We start from the raw sequence: 17981 nt of genomic DNA, 5'->3' as shown, positions 1-17981 counted from the left end.
AGGCTACAGCACCCGGGTGATGTCCAGGTCAAGCCCCGAGGCAGTCATGGCCTCCTCGTCGCCCAGGACGCAGACCGCGCCGTGGGCGGCGTTGGCGCGCACGGCCCGGGCGAAATCGGCCAGGTCCTGGCGCGAGGTGGCCATTGTCTGCTCGCGCAGGGTCTGGAGATAGGCGTCGGTCTGGCCGGTCAGGTGGCGGACCAGGGCAGTGAAGCCCTTGGCGTCGGGCAGCTGGTAGGCGTCCAGTTCGCCGATGGCCCCGATGATGGTTTTTTCCAGCTCGTTTTCCGAGAGATCAAGGCGCTCGAGGTGGTCGGCGGCCGCGTCAAAGGCGTCCAGGGTGGCCGCGAGGTTGGGGTCGCGGTAGGAGACAAAGGCGATGCCGCCGCCGATCCGGTCGATGAGGCAGAAGGCGCCGTAGGCCCCGCCCTGCACGCGCACCTTCTCCCACAGGTAGCCGGTGCGCAGCAGCTTGTTCACGGCCAGGGCCGCGCCGTTGAAGGACAGGCCGTGCTCGGCCACGCTCACGCCCTTGCCCACGTAGTTGACCTGGGCCGGGATGGCCAGCCCCTCGCGGCCGGGCAGATCCAGGGGCCCGCGCGGGACCATGGCCGCCTGCGTCTCGGGCAGGGCCGCGGCCACGGCGGCCAGGGCGGGTTCGCACCGGGTCAGCGTCTCCGCGTCCATGGTGGCGTTGACCACCAGCCCGGGCCGGGCGAGCAACAGCCCGCGCAGCCGCTCCAGGTCCTTGGCCACGGAGCGGAAATCATTCTCGATCCGGGCTTCCAGGTCGCGCAGGAAGAGCAGGCCGGTCACGCCGGACATGCGCTCCTCCATGGCGTGGGCCGCGTGGGTGCGGGCGCGCAGCCGGGTGGCCACCACCTGATGGCCCGAGGGCACCAGCCGCTGCTCGGCCCGGGCGCGCGCCTCGGACACGATGCGGCCCACGCGCTCACGGCTGTCCAGCCGGGCCGAGGTCAGTATTTCTGTCAGGATTTCGGCGGTCTCGGCGAATTTTTCGGCCGTGGCCTTGGCCCGGATCATGAACCGCCCCTCGGCCCGGTCCGAGTCCAGGACCGGGGCGGTGAAGGATTGCGCCCAGATGCCGCCCGAGGTGCGGGCGATCCACTGGGAGAGGTCCACATAGTCGCGCCGGGCCGTGCCTGTCTCGGTCAGGGCGCGGCCGAGGATGGGCACCAGGGGCAGCAGCTCGTCGGGCACCACCGCGAGGTCGAAGGCGAGGTCCACATAGGCGATGCCGTTGGTGGTCAGGTCGTGGAAGAGCAGGGGCGTGGCGCCGAGGGTGCGCGCCTCGGTGGGGATGGCCTTGTTCCCGGCGGGCAGGTCGGCCAGGGACAGGCGCGGGATGGAGGCCAAATCCTCGGGCGCGTCGGGCTCGCCCTGGAGCCGGGAGAGTTCTTTGGCCTCGGACATGACCCGGTCGAGGTCGGCCGGTGTCATGGCCTCCTTGACCGCCTTGAGCCGGGCCGATTCATCGGCGGCCATGCGCTTGGCCATCTTCCGGTCCGGCTCCAGCAGCACGGTGGTGCGGTGCGGGTTGTGCAGGAAGAGCCGGGCCAGCAGCTCCTCGAAAATCCTCTCGCCCGAGGCGAGCCACCCCTTGATGTTCGCCAGGGGCTTCTCAAAGGGCAGGAGCAGCAGCGGATCGCCTTCGTGGTCCTCGTCGTCATAGAGCCAGGTGGACAGGGCCTGGAACATGAGGGAGAGGCCGCGCGGGTAGGAGCCGGTGTTGTTCTCGCGCAGGTCGAACTCCACGGAGTTGACCGCGGCCTCAATGTCCCTGGGGTCGATGCCCCCTTCCACCAATTCCTTGATGGTGTGGAAGACGATGGCCTCCACCTTGATGGCGTTGGACGGGTGCATGCCCTTGAGGCCCACGGAGAAGAACATCTGGCGGATGTCCGCCTCCAGGCCCACGCCCGCCAGATCGTCGCCCAGACCCGAGTCCAGGAGCGCCTTCCGCAGCGGCGACGAGGGCAGGCCCACCAGGATGTGTTCCAGAATGTGCATGGCGAGGTTGAGATTCGGGTCGGCCGTTTCGGCCAGCAGCCAGTTGACCGTGAACATGGCCTTGTCCAGCCGCTCCGAGGCCGGATAGGGTTTGCGCAGGGCGCGCGCCTCGGTGAACCGGGGCTGGAGCGGCACCCGGCTGGCCGCCACCTCGCGCGGTTCAAAGCGCGAGAACACGGCGTCGAGGATGGCGAGGCGCGTGTCCGGGTCGTCGTCGCCGCAGAAATAGGCGTAGGCGTTGGAGGGGTGGTAGTGGTCGCGGTGAAAGGCCATGAACCCCTCGAAGGTCAGGTCGGGAATGACCGCCGGGTCGCCGCCCGAGTCCAGGCCGTAGGTCACGTCCGGGAAGAGCGACTGCTGGGAGTGCTCGTGCAGCAGGGAGTCGGGCGAGGAATAGGCCCCCTTCATCTCGTTGTAGACCACGCCCTTGTAGGTCAGGGGCTTGTCGCGCCCGGCCAGCTCCAGGTGCCAGCCCTCCTGCTTCAGGGTGTTCTCTGTCAGCCGGGGAAAGAAGACCGCGTCGAGGTAGACGTCCACCAGATTGTAGAAGTCGCTCGTGTTGGCGCTGGCCACCGGGTAGCAGGTCTTGTCCGGGAAGGTCAGGGCGTTGAGAAAGGTCTGGAGCGACCCCTTGAGCAACTCCACAAAGGGCTCGCGCACCGGATACTTCTCGGACCCGCAGAGCACCGAGTGCTCCAGGATGTGGGCCACGCCCGTGGAGTCCTTGGGCGGGGTGCGGAAGGTGATGCCAAAGACCTTGTTCTCGTCGTCGTTGACGATGGACAGGACGCGCGCGCCGGTCCGGTCGTGGCGATACAGGTGGGCCGTGGCGGCCATCTCCGGGATTTCAAGCTCCCTGACTTTGGTGAAACCGTGACTCATTATGCGTGCTCTCTTGGGTTTGCCTGCTGTAGGTGCGTTCGGGCCGTTCATGCATGGCCATACGATTCGGGCCGCCCGGGCAGGGCGGCGCGGCAGTCCATGCCTATACACCACATGGCCCCGGGATCAAAGTGCGCAGTGGGTGCAAAAAACACTTGACGCCACCCGGACGCGCACATAGATTGATTGAAAATAGGAATCATTCATAACCTTGGTACAACCTTTTGACCATATGGAGAAATGCCATGAGCTGCGGATGCGACACTGACCACAACCACGACGAGATGTTCCCGGAATTCGCCAGGGTCGGGCAGGCGGTGCCCCCCTTTGTCATGGAGAGCTTTGATCCGGCCGAGGGCGGTTTTTGCGAGGTGGATCTCGGAGCGCTGCGCGAGCAGGGCAAATGGGTCGTTCTTTTCTTCTACCCGGCCGACTTCACCTTTGTCTGCCCCACCGAGCTGGCCGACCTGGCAGCCAAGCACGAGAAACTGACCGGGCTCGGGGCCGAGGTGATCTCCGTTTCAACCGACACCAAGTTCACCCATCTGGCCTGGAAGAACGACGAACGGCTGCTGGCCGACGTGAAATTCAAGATGGCCTCGGACGCCACCGGCGAGGTCTCCCGCTTCTTTGATGTCTGGGACTACGACTCCGGGCTGGCCCTGCGCGGCACCTTTGTCATCAATCCCGAAGGCATGCTGGTCTCGGCCGAGGTCAACTACTACAACGTGGGCCGCAACGCCGAAGAACTGGTGCGCAAGATGGAGGCCAACGCCTACCTCAAGGACCACCCCGAGCAGGCCTGCCCGGCCAAATGGACCCCGGGCTCCAAGACCCTGACCCCGGGCGAGGGGCTGGTGGGCAAGGTGTACGAGGCCCTCAACGAATAGTTACGACCCTCACACTCTCGTAACTCCTGTTGCCAAGCGCCCCTGCCGGACCCTCCGGCAGGGGCGCTGCCGCGTCCGGGCGCGGCGGTCCACACCGTCATTGTTCCAGGAAATACCAGCGCTTGGGGCGCAGCCAGGCAAAGGAGCGCATGCCGTGGACCATCTCGGCCAGCCGGGTGGACCCGGAATTGACGAACAGGCCCAGAGAGCGCGGCCCGGCCAGCTTGACGGCTCGGAAGAGCATCCAGCGCAGCCTGTCGGACCAGCGCAGCTCGGGGTGGATGTCGCGGCGCAGCCTGTGGTTGTAGAGCGGTCCGGCAGCCTGGCCCGTGTCCATGGCCTTGGCCACCGCCTGTCCCGCATAGAGGCCGGTGCACAGGGCATAGAAGATGCCCTCGCCAAAGAGCGGCTCCACAAAACCGCCCGCGTCGCCAGCCAGCAGGGCGCGGCCCCAGGCCGGGTCGTCCAGGGCGTTGCCATAGGGCAAGGGATGCCCGCGCAGGGGCGGCACGGCCGCCGGATCGATCTCGAGATAGTCGATAAAATCTCTAAATACACTGGAAAAATTGACGTTTCCGCGCCGAAGGCCGCAGATGCCCACCTGCACGCGGTCTCCGGCGGGAAAGACCCAGCCGTATCCGGCCTCAAGCAACCCCACGTGCAACTGCGGGCAATCCACGGGCCCGGACAGGGCGGCCGGGTCCAGGGCCACCTCGATGGCCGGGGCCATGAACCGGTTGAAGCGGGCCTTGTCCAGCCCGGGGAAGCTGTTGCGGACCACGGAGTTGGCCCCGTCCGCGCCGATGAGCCGGTCCGCCTCAAGGGCGGTGCCGTCGGCCAGGGTGACACGGGCGGGTCGGCTCTGGCCCGCTCCCTCGGCGCCCGGGTCGCAGGCGGCCACGCGCATTCCGGTCCGTATCTCGGCCCCGGCCCGGGCGGCGTGCTCCAGCAGCCGGGCGTCGAAGCGGGCGCGGTCCGTGAAGTGGAAGGGATAGGGCAACCCGCCCTGGGCCAGCACGGCACGGGGCGAGCGGATGGCGTAGCGCTCGGACACGTGGGTGACGATTCCGGCATCGGTCAGGGCGGCCATGGTCTCGCCGAACACGGTTTCCAGCAGCCGGACCGCCTTCCAGGTCAGCAGTCCGCCGCACAGCTTGGGGCGCGGGAAGTGGGCCTTGTCGAGCATGAGCACCGAGCGCCCCTGCCGGGCCAGGGTCAGCCCGGCCGCCGCCCCGGCCGGACCGCAGCCGCAGATGATGATGTCGTGTCGCATGGTCGTGAATCTCCGGGATTTTGCCCTGTGTCGTACACCGGGCGGCGCGTGTCGCGCAAGGGGTGCCGGGCCGCTTTGCTAAACAACGAAATCATAGTATGGGTCTGGTTCCCCATTCGGGAAACACCGCCAACTGACCGGAGAAGTCATGCAAAGCAGCCACAGCAGGGAAAAGAGCAGGGAGAGGACGAGGAATTTCCTCCTCGTGCTTCTGGCCGGCATTGTTGTGGCCATCTTCTTCAACCTGGACATGCTGCCCGAGGGCGAGACCGTGTTCGAGCGCTCGGCCGACCGCAAGCTCACCTTTGCCGGTGATCTCGGCCGCAAGGATTTCACGCCCGAGGAGCGCGCGCAGATCATGGAGTTCATCAGGCGGCACGACTCCCGGCTGGCCAACGTGACCATCGAGATCACGCTTCAGGACCCGTACAGGGCGGTGACCGACACCACCGAGGTGATCTTTTCCGTGCGCATGGCCATGGCCGACGGCGGCTCTGTCTCGGCCCCCACCCGGCGGGCCCGGCGCAGCAACCTCGTCCCGGCCGTGCTGGACAAGCTCGACAAGGACATCAAGGCCTACGGCATCATCGACGATGGCGACGGCAAGGGCCGCTCGCTGATCAATACCATGTGACCTGCGCCACGCAGCGCACTCCCGCCCGTCTTCCTTCGTCCCGTTTTCCCTCGCCATTATCGCGGCCCGCCCGGCATGTGCCCGCCGGGCTTTTTCGCGCTTTTCCCAAGGATCGTTTTCTTGGTCGGTTCACTGGCCTCGGCCGGGCGGCCAGGGCGCGGCCAGGATGTCCTCGACGATCAGGGAGGTATCCCTGGGCAGCAGGCGCAGCAGGTAGTCCGCGCACTCGGCATAGCGGCGCGAGATCAGGGTCACGGGATGGTCGTGCAGGAACTGCGGCAGGGCTCCCGCCTTCAGGGTGGCGGTGCGGTTGGCATTGTTTTCCCAGGTGTGCAGGGTGCGCCAGTGCGCCTTTGGAAAGCGTTGGCTCAGGGCAGTCAGCAGCGCGTCGCGCTCGTCCGGGTGGCAGAGCAGGGGCAGGGTCTTGCCCCGGTCGGCCCAGTCGGCCAGCCGGAACCCTGTGATGCGCTGGCGCAGGATGTCGCGGTAGCGCCGGATGAGTTCAAGAGCAATGTGTACCCGGGTGGCGGTGTCGGCCACGGGATGCAGGTGGGTCAGCAGCTTGGTGGCCGAGAGCAGGGGGCTGTCGGCCAGGTCCTCGGGTCTGGCTTCCGCAACCAGGGCCTCGGCCTGACGGGTCAGGGTCTCGGCCATGCTCAGCCGCTCGTAGAGCATGCGCTTGGCCCCGGCCACCTTGGGCAGGCCCACTCGCGAGGCGCGCTCCATGCCCTTGCGGAACAAGGCCCGGTCAATGGTCGGGGCTGTCAGGAAAGCGTCCGGTGCCGCGTGTTCAAACACGTCTGGGTCGAGCAGGCCGGTGCGCGAGAGGTTGTAGCAGACAGTGCCGCCCTTGATCAGTAGCTCGGCGGCGATGGTCTCGGCCTCGTAGGCCGTGGCCATGAACTGCATGGTGGTGGTCCCTGTCCGGCCGTTGCCCAGGCGCGCGGCAAAGGTGCCCGGGCCCACCGCTGTCAGGTTCCGGGCGTTAGAGAGCGGCTGGTCTTCATCCGTGCACGGGCCGTCCGCCCGGCAGCCAAAGGCGAGGTCTGCCCCGGCCACCAGCTGGCTGGCCGGGCGCAGCAGTTCGGCGACGCCGAGCATGGGGATGAAGGAGCTGAGCCAGGAGTTGCGGATTTCATAGCCGTTGTCGAACAGGCAGGGGTCAAAGGTGTCGATCCAGAAGATTCCGGCAAAGCGGTGGAGATAGCGGCTGGCCGGGATGCAGGACAGGGCCAGGAGCCAGCTGTCCGAGAGGTCCATGTCATCGGGATAGAAGTTGGCCTGCTCGCCATGGGTGTCTAGCTGGACCACGATGTCCGGCGTGATGCCCGCGTCGCGGCAAAAGGCCAGGGTCTTGGACAGGCAGAGGACCAGGAATCGTTCTGCCAGGGCGGGAAGATGGGGCGCGAGATCGTTCAGCGAGTCGCCGGGCAGCAGCAGGAGCACGGGCATGGGCGGGAGCGATCCCGCGAGGCTCTTGGCGCGCGGCCACGACAGGAGATGGGGCAGGTTCTCCATGGCGTTGATCTGATAGAGCAGATCGGCCAGCGGTCCCTTGTCGCCGCCCAGGCCCAGGGGGTCCGGGGTGGCGGTATCCTGGCAGGGGAACCACACGTATTTGATCAGGCAGAAGACGAGGTGCTTCTGGATGCGGCGCACCGCCGGGTAGTCGGACTCGGCCAGGGATGACGAAACCACCAGGACCGCGCCATCGCGAAACTCGGCCAGGGGGATGCGGCCAATGGCCGACATGGAGTCCGGGCCTGCGTCCGGCAGGGGCAGCGCCCTGGCGGGCGAGACCCCTGCTTCCACTTGGCACGCGCCAAGCGTGATGACCAGGGGATTGCCCTGGATGTGGTCCTTGGTCAGCAGGTCGAGACAGGTGGTCAGCATGTGGTGTCCGTGTGTTTGGACCGCGATGGGCCGTGGGTCATATCTCGCGGCGGCAGGCCAGGGGCATGCGCCAGCCCGTGCCGAATGAGCGCGGGGTCAACTTGATGCCCGGCGCGGCCTGACGGCGCTTGAACTCGGCCGAGCGGACCAGCCGCAGCACGCGATCCACGGTGGTCGGGTCGAATCCGGCCTCCACTATCTGGCGCGCCGAGCGGTGGTGCTCGATGTGCAGGGCCAGGATGGCGTCGAGCACGTCGTAGGGCGGCAGGGAGTCCTGGTCCTTCTGGTCGGGCCGCAGTTCTGCCGAGGGGGGCTTGGTGATGGTGGCTTCCGGGATGGCCTCGCGCACATGGGCGTTGTGCCAGCGGGCCAGGGCAAAGACCCCGGTCTTGTCCACGTCCGAGATGACCGCGAAGCCGCCGGACATGTCGCCGTAGATGGTGCAGTAGCCCACGGCCAGCTCGCTCTTGTTGCCCGTGGTCAGGAGCATGGCCCCGCGCTTGTTGGACAGGGCCATGAGCAGGTTGCCCCGGATGCGCGACTGGATGTTCTCCTCGGTGGTGTCCTCGGGCAATCCGGCAAAGGGTACGGCCAGGGCCCGGGTGAAGGCGTCCATGATGGGCGCGATGGGCAGGGTCAGGGTGCTTATGCCCAGGTTGGCGGCCAGGGCCAGGGAATCGTCCACGCTGCCCTGGCTGGAATAGGGCGAGGGCATGAGCACGCCGGTGACGTTCTCCGGCCCCAGGGCCTCGGCGGCCACGGCCGCGGTCACGGCCGAGTCGATGCCCCCGGACAGGCCGATCAGGGCCGAGGAAAAGCCGCTCTTGCGCACATAGTCGCGGGTGCCCATGACCAGGGCGCGCCAGGTCTCGGCCTCGCGGCCGAAATCGTCGTCGGCGATGGCACCGGGCCGGGGCGCGTCAAGGTCGAACACGGCCACTGCGGGCGCAAAGCCCGGGGCGCGGCCCGTGAGCCTGCCGTCCGGGCCAAAGGCGCAGGAGCGGCCGTCAAAGATCAGGTCGTCGTTGCCGCCGGTCTGGTTGGCATAGACCAGGGGCACGCGGTACTTGTGGGCCACGGCCCCGAGCATGTCCTCGCGAAGCCGCTGCTTGCCCAGGAAGAGCGGCGAGGCCGAGAGGTTGACGATCAGGTCCGGCCCGTGGGCCGCAGCCTCTTCCAGCGGATCGCGCGGGTAGACGCGGGTCTCCCAGTAGTCCTTGTCGTTCCAGGCGTCTTCGCAGATGGTCACGGCGATGGTCCGGCCCTGGTGCTTGATGATGTTGGCCTGCTCGCCGCAGGCGTTGTGTTCGGCTGGCGCTGGCTCGAAGTAGCGGGCCTCGTCAAAGACATCATAGGTGGGCAGCAGGGTCTTGCGGAAGGTGCGGCGGATGGCCCCGCCCTCGCACCAGAAGGCGGCGTTGAAGACGGGCTTGCCCAGCGTGCAGGGATTCGGCTCCACCCCGCCCAGGAGCAGGGGCGGCCCGCCGGGCGCGTCGTCCTCAAGCTCGCGGGCCAGTGCATCGACTGCGGCCCTGGCCCTGGCCACAAACCTGTCGTAGAGCAGCAGGTCGCGCGGCGGGTAGCCGGTCACGGCCAGCTCCGGGGTCAGGCACAGGTCCGCGCCCATGGCTCGGGCCTCGGCCATGCCCTGCCTGATGGCCGCGCAGTTGCCGTCGATGTCGCCCACCATGGCATTGAGTTGCAGCACGCCGACTTTCATGGAATCTGGATACGCCAAAGGCCGGACAGGGGCAACCGCCAAGGCGGCCGACCCACGCCTATGGCCCCTCGACGATCTCCGCGCTGAGGTACACCCCCTCCTCCACCCACAGACCGTGGTAGGGCCGCCAGTCGGCCACCTGGTCCGCCGGGATGCGGTGGCGGATGTTCACGGTAAAGGGGAGGGGATGGGCTGCCCGCACCTCGCGGGCCAGGGCGTCGATGCCCGCTTTTTCGAGATGCTCCACCCCATGCACGAAGTCGAAGTGGTTGGTCTGCCGCATCAGCGGCGGCCGCGACCGGATGTCGCGGTTGTTGCGCATTTGTTCTTCGCGCCGCACCAGGAAGTTGCACCGGTCATGGACCCGGTAGTGATACAGGGGTTCGTCCACAAAGGCGATCTTCTCCGGCCCGGCCAGCTCGGCCATGGGCAGGAGCAGGGAGAGGTCTCCGGCCGAGCGGAAATAGTTGCCGTCGCGGTCGCGGAAGGTCTCGTCGGGCAGGAGGCCGAAGAGGTAGCCCTTGAAGGAGCGGGGATGGGAAAAGCACCACGCCTGCGCCCTGGGCGGGGCCGTGACCAGATAAGGACGGCCCACCGAATGGCCGCCGCCCTCGACCGCGTCGTCGGCGTAGACCAGGTCGTATCCTGCCCGGTGGCGCTCCCAGAGCCGCTCCAGGCAGGTCGGGGCCAGCCAGTCGTCGCCGTCCACCACGGCCGCCACGTCCGAGGGGCACAGATCAAGGGAGCGTAGCGCGGCCACCTTGTTGCCCACGAGCCAGGCGCGCTCGGCCCCGGTGCGCAGCCGGATTCGCGGATCGTCCAGATAGGGGCGCACCCGCTCGGCCGTGTCGTCGTCGGAGCAGTCGTCAGCCACCAGGGCGGTCCAGCCGGTGAAGGTCTGGGCCAGCAGGGAATCCAGGCACTGGCCGATGTACTCCCCGCAGTTGTGGCAGGGGATGACCACGAGGAATCGTTTTGGCGCGAGCAGGCTTGTCTGGGTCATGTCAATTCACCAACTCCTCGGGGATGGCGTAAAGTACTGTCTCATGCAGGCCGTGGCTATAGTGGCCGAGCCGGTACACGTACCCGTCAAGGCGGTCCCTGAGGATCAGGGGCAGCCGAAAGAAGTCTTCCTTGAGATGATAGATGCACACGGCCAGCTGGGGCCGGTGGGCCTCGATGGTGCGGCGCGCGCCGTCCAGGGCGGGCAGTTCCGCGCCCTCCACGTCCAGGCACAGGTAGTCCACCCGCCCGATGTTGTTTCGGGCCACGAACCCGTCCACGGAGACGGTGTCCACATTGCCTGCGGCCTCGTGCGGCGAAACAGCGGAGGTCAGGGTGGCGCAGCCGCCCGAGCCGGTCAGGGGCAGGGAGCAGGTGTCGCTCCACAGGCCCAGGGGGTGGATGCGCACCCGGCCCGATTCCCTGATGGCGGAGAGGGTGTCGGCCTTGATCCGCGCCGTGCCTTGCGGCTCGAACCCGTGGATCATGGCCACATCGGGAAACGCCTCCAGAAAGCGCAGGCAGTCCCTGCCGTCATAGGCCCCGGCGTGGAGCACGGTGTGGATGCGGTCGCGGACCACGAAATCGAGATACTGCCCGCCAAGGTGGGCGCACAGGGTGGCGCGGACCCCGGCGGCATCGGCCAGTCGCGGCGAAATGGCGTCCATGTCCACCAGGGGCGAGTTTTCGCGGCGGCACTCGGTCAGGAAGCGGTACAGCTCGCGGTCGCGGTCGGTGGCGAGCATGGCCTCCACCGCGTCGAGCATGGGTCTGGCCCGCAGCAGCTCCTCGTTCGAGAAGACGTACTTGTGCCAGAGCACGGGCGCGGCCACGCCCCAGGCCGTGACGCCTTCCCGCTCCAGAGCGGCGGCGATGTCACGCCACCAGGCCGAGGCGATGAGGATATGATCGAAACCGCCCGCGAGGCCGGGCAGGTCCGCCCGGGTGATCACCGGCAGACCAAAGGCCTCGCCCGCCTTGAACGAGTCCATCAGGCAGGGCACGGTCACGTCCGGCCGCCCGGCCCGGATGCGGGCGAGCACCGTCCCGGCCGCAGCCCCGCAGCCATAGATCAGGACACGCCCGTGGCGCGGCAGATCGGTCAGGGTCTGAAAGGGATGGTCAGGCATGGCGTGTTCCTTCTGGAGTGATCGGCGGGACGGGCGGCATGGGCGGCTTCCCGGTTTTCAGGCAGCGTTGCAGTTCAGCAAGGACCATGTCCACGGTCATGTCGGCCAGACAGGGATAGCCGAGGTCGCAGCGAGAGTCGCCCGGGGCCAGCCGCCCCGGGCCGCTGGTGGCCCCTTGGCAGGGCTGGCAGCCGAGGCCGAGGCTCAGGGTGCGCGCATTTGCCCCCAGGGGGCGGTTCTTGCCCAGGGAGGACGGGCCGAACAGGACCAGGGTCGGCGCGCCCGTGGCTGCGGCCATGTGCGCCAGGCCGCAGTCGTTGGCCACCACGGCGGCCGCGTGGCGCAGGATGGCGGCCGCCTCGGGCAGGCTCGCCTCCGTGACCAGCGTGGCCCCGTTGCCCCGGATGGGGGCGAGAAAATCAAGGGTGGCATAGGCTTTAAGATCTTGCTGCCGACACAGGACCACCGGATTCTCGAGCCGCCGGACAAGCGCCCCGAAGTGCGGCCAGCGCTTGGAATCCCAACCCGGCTTGCTGCCCGGGCACAGGACCACGCGACCCCTGAGGGCGGCCTCGGGCACCGCTTCGTGGCCGCCGACGGCTGATTCGTCCGGGCTGGCCGGAAGGCCGGTGACATTGGCGAAGAACTGGGCATAGGCCTCGGCCTCGTGCCGGGTCACGGGGTCGCGATACGGGGAATGGAAGAAATCGCCCGGCCGCAGCAGGGCGCGGCACTCGATGTTCAGGCGCAGGTCCGCCTCGAAGCCATGGGCCTGCTCCGGGGTGAGCACGGTCAGGCCCGGGAGCGCGGTGCGGAAAAGGGGCGCCAGGGAGCCGCCAGCGTCGGACACGGGGCAGAAGGCGGCATCAAGGCCATGGCGGCGGGCGGCCACCAGGAGGGACGTGGTCTGGACCACGTTGCCGATACCACTACAGGCCGTGAGCAACAGGGAGCGCACCGCGCCCATGTCGGGCCTGCGGGGCGGGGTCACGGCTGTTTCCCCGGACTGGCCGAGCAGCCGCAAGGCCTTGGCCCCCACGAGGCCCAGGGCGCAGACGTAGGCGTCCCATGCCCTGGGCAGGGTCTCGTCGCGGATCAGGACCACCTCGCCCGAGAGATCAAGCCGGACGACCAGGGCGCGGAGGTCCGGCCGCGACGGGGTCAGGGAGCCGCCCTCAAAGGTCACGATCCGGGAAGCACCCGGCAGGCGTTCCACATCCTGCCTGTCCTCGGCCGGACAGACCACGACCGCGTCCCCCATCGCGATCAGGGGGGCGGGCAGCCCGGTGCGCCACAGGCCCGGTTCGGGCAGGACGAGCACGGTCATGGCCGGACGGCTCCGGGGTTTGCGGCGTGGCGTTGCAACGAAATGACCGTCTCCTTTGGCTTGGCAGCACTCCCTCCCCCCGGGTTGACGCCGGGGCGGCGCGGACGCATTGACAGGGCCATACGCCCTTGCAAGTTGCGCGCCCGCGTGGCCCAAGGCTCTGGCGGTTTGCCCGGCAAGGCTGGCCTCCAACTTGCAATCAGGGCCGTGGTGGATGATAGTGCCAAAACAATGACGGAGCAAGCCTTGCCACAGGACAGCACGCAGCCGAAACCGCGCATCGTGTTTCACGTACCATTCAGGCTGGGATACGCCATCTCCGGCGGCGGCATACGGCCCGGCAAGATGATCGCCGCCTTCGAGGCGCTGGGGTATGCGGTGGACGTCATCTCCGGCGACAAGGCCAGCCGCGCCCAGGCCATGGCCGCCATCGCCAAACGGCTTGACCGGGGCGAGGAGTACGCCTTCTGCTACGCCGAAAGCTCGGTCCTGCCCACCATGCTCACCGAGAAGAACAACCGGCCCTTCTATCCCTTCGCAGACTTCGACTTCTTTGCCAGGCTCAAGGGGCACGGCATCAAGATCGGCCTGTTCTATCGCGACATCTACTGGAAATTCAAATATTTCATGCAGGACAAGCCATGGCACGCCCGGCTGTGGCGCAAGTTCTTCTATCACCTGGATTTCCACTACTACGCCAGGCTGCTGGACGTGCTCTTTTTGCCGAGCATGAAGCTGGCCTATCTGCTGCCCGACGGTCTCAAGGCCAAGGCCAGCCCGCTGCCCGCTGCCCACGACATGACCTCGGACGTGGACCGGCCCTTTCCCCGGACGCCCGGCGACCTGCGCTTCATCTACGTGGGCGGGGTGTCCAGCCCGGTGTACGACATCACACCGCTCATCAAACTCGGGGCGCAATATCCGGTCACGGTCTGCACCCGCCAGGAGGAATGGGCGCAATGGCAGGGGTTCTACGGAAGCCTGCCGGGCGGGGTGACGGTCTGCCATCTGCACGGCGACGCCCTGAAGGCGGCCTTTGCCGAGCACACCATCTCGGCCATTGTCCGCACCGACCATCCGTACCTGGGCTTTGCCATGCCAAACAAGCTCTACGAGGCCGTGGGCCAGAACATTCCGCTGCTGGTCAGCGGCGGCACCAGCGTGGCCGAGTTCGTGGCCGAAAACAACGTGGGCTGGGTGCTCGACGCCGACTTCGGCGATTTCGGCGACTTCGATCCCGAGGGGATGATCCGCGAGTACGGGACCAAGGTGGAGCGGATGAAGGCGATCAAGGCCGATCACCACTGGACCATGCGGGCCAGAAAGGTGGAATCCCTGCTCGCCTAGCGGGTAAAAGCCGCCGACAGCGTTTCGAGCACGATGCGCGAGGTGTCGCCCGCGCCGTAGGGCGTGGCCGACCAGTCGCACGCCTTTTCCAGCATCAGGGCCGCGCCGCGATCAATGGCCTCGGCCTCCACGCCGCAGATGCGGTTGCAGCCCAGTTCCACCAGCTCCACCCATTCGGTTTCCCGGCGCAGGGTCAGGCACGGCGTGCGCAGGAAGAACGCCTCCTTTTGCAGGCCGCCGCTGTCGGTCATGACCAGGGACGCGCCGTCGAGCAGGGCTATCATGTCCAGAAAGCCCACCGGGGGCAGCACCAGCACGCGCGGATCGTCCAGGTCCAGACCGTGCTCTTCCATCTTTTTACGGGTGCCCGGGTGCAGGGGGATGACCACGGGCAGCCGCCGGGCGACCCGCTTGAGGCCGAGCAGCAACTGGCCGAGGCGGTGGGCATCGGCCGTGGATTCGGCCCGGTGGATGGTGGCCAGGGCGTAGGATCCGCCCTTGGTCAGGGCGCGAACCTGCTCGCCGATTTCCGGCGCGAGGCGGCTCGCGGCCGCGTAGTGGCGCAGGGTCTCCAGTTGGATGTCGCCGCACAGGGAGACATGGACGCGCTCCGCGCCGGTCCCCTTGCCGTCGGTGATGCCCTCGGCGGCCAGATTGGTCACGGCCGTGGTCGTGGGGCAGAAGAGGAAGCGGGAGATGTGGTCCGTGAGCACCCGGTTGGTCTCCTCGGGCATGGTCCGGTTGTAGGAGCGCAGCCCGGCTTCCACATGGGCCACCGGAATGCCCAATTGCGACGCGGTGAGCGCCCCGGCCAGGGTGGTGTCCGTGTCGCCGAAGACCAGGACCACGTCGGGCCGCACCCGGCCCAGGAAATCCCCCAGGCCCGAGACCATGGCCGCAAAGCGCCCGGCCCTGTCGTCGCCCGCAGCGGCAAGCCGGAGTGTCGGCCTGGGAATGGCCAGCTCCGAGAAGAAGACATCGGACATTTCCTGGTCATAGTGCTGGCCGGTGTGGACGATGGTCTCCTCGATGGCCGCGCCTTCGGCATTGAGCCGGGCCACCCTGCGGGACAGGGCGGACGCCTTGACGAATTGCGGCCTCGCGCCGAGGATCGTGGTCAGTTTCAGGGACACGCGGCTTCTCCTAGAACACGGCCATGGTGGTTTCGCCCAGGGCGTCGCACGGGGCGCAGTTGCCGAAATCCGGGCACTCGGACACGGCGGCGGCCGGGCCGAGCGGCCCGGCTAGCATGTTTTCCATGGGCCGGTCGTTGCGCACCAGCCGGGACACGCACTGAAAGCGCGAGCCGTCCGGGGCGATGAGATACAGGGTCTTGGCGCAGGCCGCCGGGCGGCACAGCCCCTGCCCTGCGCCCGCAAAGCCGCGCTGGTCCGAGTCCATGGCGATGGCGAAGCCGTGCCTTGCGAAATGGGCGATGTCGTCGGCCAGGGCAGGCGCGGTCTCCACGGCGTCGATGGCGTGGATGTCAGCCGTGAACCGGCCCCTGTCGCGCATCAGCATGAGGTTGCGCAAAAAAACCTCCCTGTCCGCCCGCTGCTGGGGGTGCCAGCTGACGAAGAAATGCACGGGCCGGGCGATCCGGGCCAGCTGGTCCGAAAGATCGAGGCAGAAGTTGGAATAGACGCGCACCCGCAGTTCGGGCCGCAGGGCATTGATGACCTCCGCCAGGCCGGGATACAGGAAGGGCTCTCCCCCGGTGAAGACCACGTGCCGCCCCTCGCGGTTGATGGCCTCGGCCCACGCCTGCGGTCCGGCCAGGGGATGGCGGTGGGGATGGCGGTGGGGACGGCACCCCATGGCCTCGTTGACGCAATACGCGCAGCGCAGGTTGCAGGCCAGGGTCGGGTAGATGCGCAGATGGCCGTCAAACACGGCGGGGTTGCGATACTCCTCGCCCGGCTCCGTGCCGAGCCGGTCGGCCATGCGGGTTATGGTCTCTGTCAAGGTCATGGGTTTTTCAGTCATGTTTGGCACTGTCACGCATCGTTCATTTGTTGAATGAAATGGTCATGTCCTGACGCTCTTCGCAAGTTCTGCAAATTGCATTCCCCGGCACCTTGCCACATTCGGCCCCGTTCTTGCAAAAATCGTTTGACGCTGGCGGCGACCGTGCCACCAGTGCGGAAGTCGTCTACATTCAAGACAAAAGTGTTTTTCTGACAAGGGATGACCGTCCGCCAGATTATTGGCTGCATGGTGCTGGACCGGGTAGAAAGTTCCCCTCTCCCCCGGGCCAAGCAGGGGCAATTCAAATTGTCGGAGAGGAACGCGAGGGCATTCTGGGTGATTGCGGCGCGTCAATCCAGATGGTAGCCGGATATCAATGCCCCTCAAGCGCGAGCGATCTCTTTGATCCTGTGCCGTTGGGGCAAGGGCCGGAGCGTCGTTGTTTTGGTGGTTTAGAGGTTGATCTGACGGTGCTTTCGGCACGATGCGCAGCGAGGTCGGGCAGTGACGCCCGCCTCTGCCCCTCGGGAAGAAAACGTTCATAAAGTGAGTGAAAAAACGTCGGAAAACGATATGCACATTGCCATGATTCATCTCAGCAACAACGGATTTCCTCCAGACATTCGAATTGTTAAGGAGGCTCGTGCATTGGCGGCCGCCGGGCATCATATCACCATCTGCACGAAAAAAACCGCAGACCATCCTGAGGAGTCGGAGGCATTTGAGCCGGGCATCGACATCCTTCGCGCAGAGGTGACAGGGCCGCCGAGCTGGTTCCAGAAGCGGCGGGCCAACTTCACCCTGCGCGAGGCCTGGGTCAAGCCCGTCGTGGAACAGTTCCTGGATCGGTGTCGGCCCGACATCGTTCATGTGCATGATTTCCCCTATCTCCCGTTGGTGCTTGATTGCGCAGGGCCGCGCGGCCTGCCTGTGGTGGCTGATTTTCACGAGAACATGCCTGCCGCCAAGCGAGCCTGGCGTTCGAACCTGAGGCCCCTCATGCGTCTGAAGGCGTCCATCCTGTTCAATTATCCCATGTGGCAATGGCATGAGAAAAAAGCCCTGAAAAAATGCGAGCGCGTGATCGTGGTGGTGCCCGAAGCGGCCGAGCGGTTTGCCCGATACCAGATCCCGTCGGACATGGTCACGATTGTTTCCAACACTGAAGATGAAACCACCTTCAACTACCCTGCGGAGCAGGCATCCGAAGCAATCCTCAAGCGCTACGAGGAGAGATGGATGGTTTCCTTTATCGGGGGCATTGGTCCGCATCGGGGTTGGGATACTGCCCTTGAGTGCGCGGCTTTGGCTGTCCACACGATCCCGAATTTCCTTCTCACGTTTGTGGGGACCGACAATTCCAATGCGGCCATGATTCGGAACCGGGCAAAGGCTCTGGGGGTTTCCAACGCTGTTGAAACCATCAATTGGCAGCCCTTTGAGAGTGTCAATAGCTACATCCACGCCAGTCGCGTCTGTCTGGTTCCCCACAATGATTTCGAGCACACGCAGACAACGGTTCCGCACAAGCTTTTCCAGTACATGATCTGCGAGAAGCCAATTCTTGTTAGCGACTGCAGGCCGCTCAAGCGGATTGTCGAGGATGCGGACGCTGGCTTTGTCTTCAAGTGCAACGATGCAAGGGATATGTGCTCCCAGCTTGAGTTCATCCACGCCAACCCGGAATTGGCCCGGCTGCGGGCAAGAAATGGCCGCAAGGCGGCCCTGGGAAAATATGCCTGGTCCCACGATGCCGAACGTCTCGTGACCATGTATGCCGAACTGGGAAGACCCGGCGTGGCGTCCGCAATTCGCATGGATGCCGACGGCCGCGAAAGAACGAACCAAGCCGACGCGACGTAGTCGGCCAGGATGATCGCGTAA

The 17981-nt window shown here is 66.6% G+C and carries 13 protein-coding genes; 4 read left to right on the top strand and 9 right to left on the bottom strand.

Features of this window, described 5'->3' with window-relative positions:
• Positions 1-3: 3 nt before the first annotated feature.
• Positions 4-2913: an insulinase family protein gene (locus QQS14_RS06280; protein WP_285906113.1), complete on the bottom strand. Its 2910-nt coding sequence runs from the start codon at positions 2911-2913 to the stop codon at positions 4-6.
• Positions 2914-3158: 245 nt separating this feature from the next.
• Between QQS14_RS06280 and QQS14_RS06275 the strand changes: the two genes are divergently transcribed.
• A complete protein-coding gene (locus tag QQS14_RS06275) occupies positions 3159-3803 on the top strand; it encodes a peroxiredoxin (protein ID WP_285906112.1) in 645 nt (214 codons plus the stop codon).
• Between the two features lie 97 nt (positions 3804-3900).
• Here the strand turns inward: QQS14_RS06275 and QQS14_RS06270 are convergent, their stop codons facing one another.
• Positions 3901-5076 (bottom strand): NAD(P)/FAD-dependent oxidoreductase, encoded by a 1176-nt coding sequence (locus QQS14_RS06270; RefSeq protein ID WP_285906111.1) that lies wholly within the window; start codon positions 5074-5076, stop codon positions 3901-3903.
• Between the two features lie 148 nt (positions 5077-5224).
• Between QQS14_RS06270 and QQS14_RS06265 the strand changes: the two genes are divergently transcribed.
• Entirely contained in the window at positions 5225-5710 is a 486-nt protein-coding gene (locus tag QQS14_RS06265; protein ID WP_285906110.1) for a hypothetical protein, read from the top strand.
• A 129-nt stretch (positions 5711-5839) separates the two neighbouring features.
• On the opposite strand, the gene QQS14_RS06260 is transcribed toward QQS14_RS06265, so the two are convergent.
• The 5 genes from QQS14_RS06260 to QQS14_RS06240 are packed head-to-tail and all read right to left on the bottom strand — an operon-like array spanning position 5840 to position 12782.
• Positions 5840-7603, bottom strand: coding sequence for a 6-hydroxymethylpterin diphosphokinase MptE-like protein (locus tag QQS14_RS06260; RefSeq protein WP_285906109.1), 1764 nt, complete (start codon positions 7601-7603; stop codon positions 5840-5842).
• 37 nt (positions 7604-7640) lie between these two features.
• Positions 7641-9323 (bottom strand): NAD+ synthase, encoded by a 1683-nt coding sequence (locus tag QQS14_RS06255; RefSeq protein WP_285906108.1) that lies wholly within the window; start codon positions 9321-9323, stop codon positions 7641-7643.
• A 58-nt stretch (positions 9324-9381) separates the two neighbouring features.
• The gene (locus tag QQS14_RS06250; RefSeq protein WP_285906107.1) at positions 9382-10326 is read right to left on the bottom strand and encodes a glycosyltransferase family 2 protein; all 945 of its coding nucleotides are present in this window, start codon (positions 10324-10326) and stop codon (positions 9382-9384) included.
• 1 nt (position 10327) lies between these two features.
• Positions 10328-11455, bottom strand: coding sequence for an FkbM family methyltransferase (locus QQS14_RS06245; protein WP_285906106.1), 1128 nt, complete (start codon positions 11453-11455; stop codon positions 10328-10330).
• Complete coding sequence (locus QQS14_RS06240) at positions 11448-12782, bottom strand: glycosyltransferase family 9 protein (RefSeq protein WP_285906105.1); 1335 nt, start codon at positions 12780-12782, stop codon at positions 11448-11450. Before QQS14_RS06240 ends, QQS14_RS06245 begins: the two co-directional genes overlap by 8 nt.
• 282 nt (positions 12783-13064) lie before the next feature.
• Between QQS14_RS06240 and QQS14_RS06235 the strand changes: the two genes are divergently transcribed.
• Positions 13065-14129: a glycosyltransferase family protein gene (locus QQS14_RS06235; protein WP_285906104.1), complete on the top strand. Its 1065-nt coding sequence runs from the start codon at positions 13065-13067 to the stop codon at positions 14127-14129.
• Here QQS14_RS06235 and wecB read toward each other — a convergent pair.
• On the bottom strand, positions 14126-15262 hold the full coding sequence (gene wecB / locus QQS14_RS06230; protein ID WP_285906103.1) for a non-hydrolyzing UDP-N-acetylglucosamine 2-epimerase: 1137 nt from the start codon (positions 15260-15262) through the stop codon (positions 14126-14128). The two genes, QQS14_RS06235 and wecB, sit on opposite strands and share 4 nt — an antisense overlap.
• Positions 15263-15272: 10 nt before the next feature.
• Positions 15273-16100, bottom strand: coding sequence for a radical SAM family protein (locus QQS14_RS06225; RefSeq protein ID WP_285906101.1), 828 nt, complete (start codon positions 16098-16100; stop codon positions 15273-15275).
• Between the two features lie 570 nt (positions 16101-16670).
• Here QQS14_RS06225 and QQS14_RS06220 point away from each other — a divergent pair.
• Positions 16671-17960, top strand: coding sequence for a glycosyltransferase family 4 protein (locus QQS14_RS06220; protein ID WP_285906099.1), 1290 nt, complete (start codon positions 16671-16673; stop codon positions 17958-17960).
• Positions 17961-17981 lie beyond the last annotated feature (21 nt).

Origin of the sequence: Pseudodesulfovibrio pelocollis (assembly GCF_030282845.1) — a bacterium.
In the GTDB taxonomy this organism is placed as follows: Bacteria; Desulfobacterota; Desulfovibrionia; order Desulfovibrionales; family Desulfovibrionaceae; genus Pseudodesulfovibrio; species Pseudodesulfovibrio pelocollis.
Note: the sequence above shows the minus strand (reverse complement) of the source record. Positions and strands in the feature narration are given on the sequence as shown.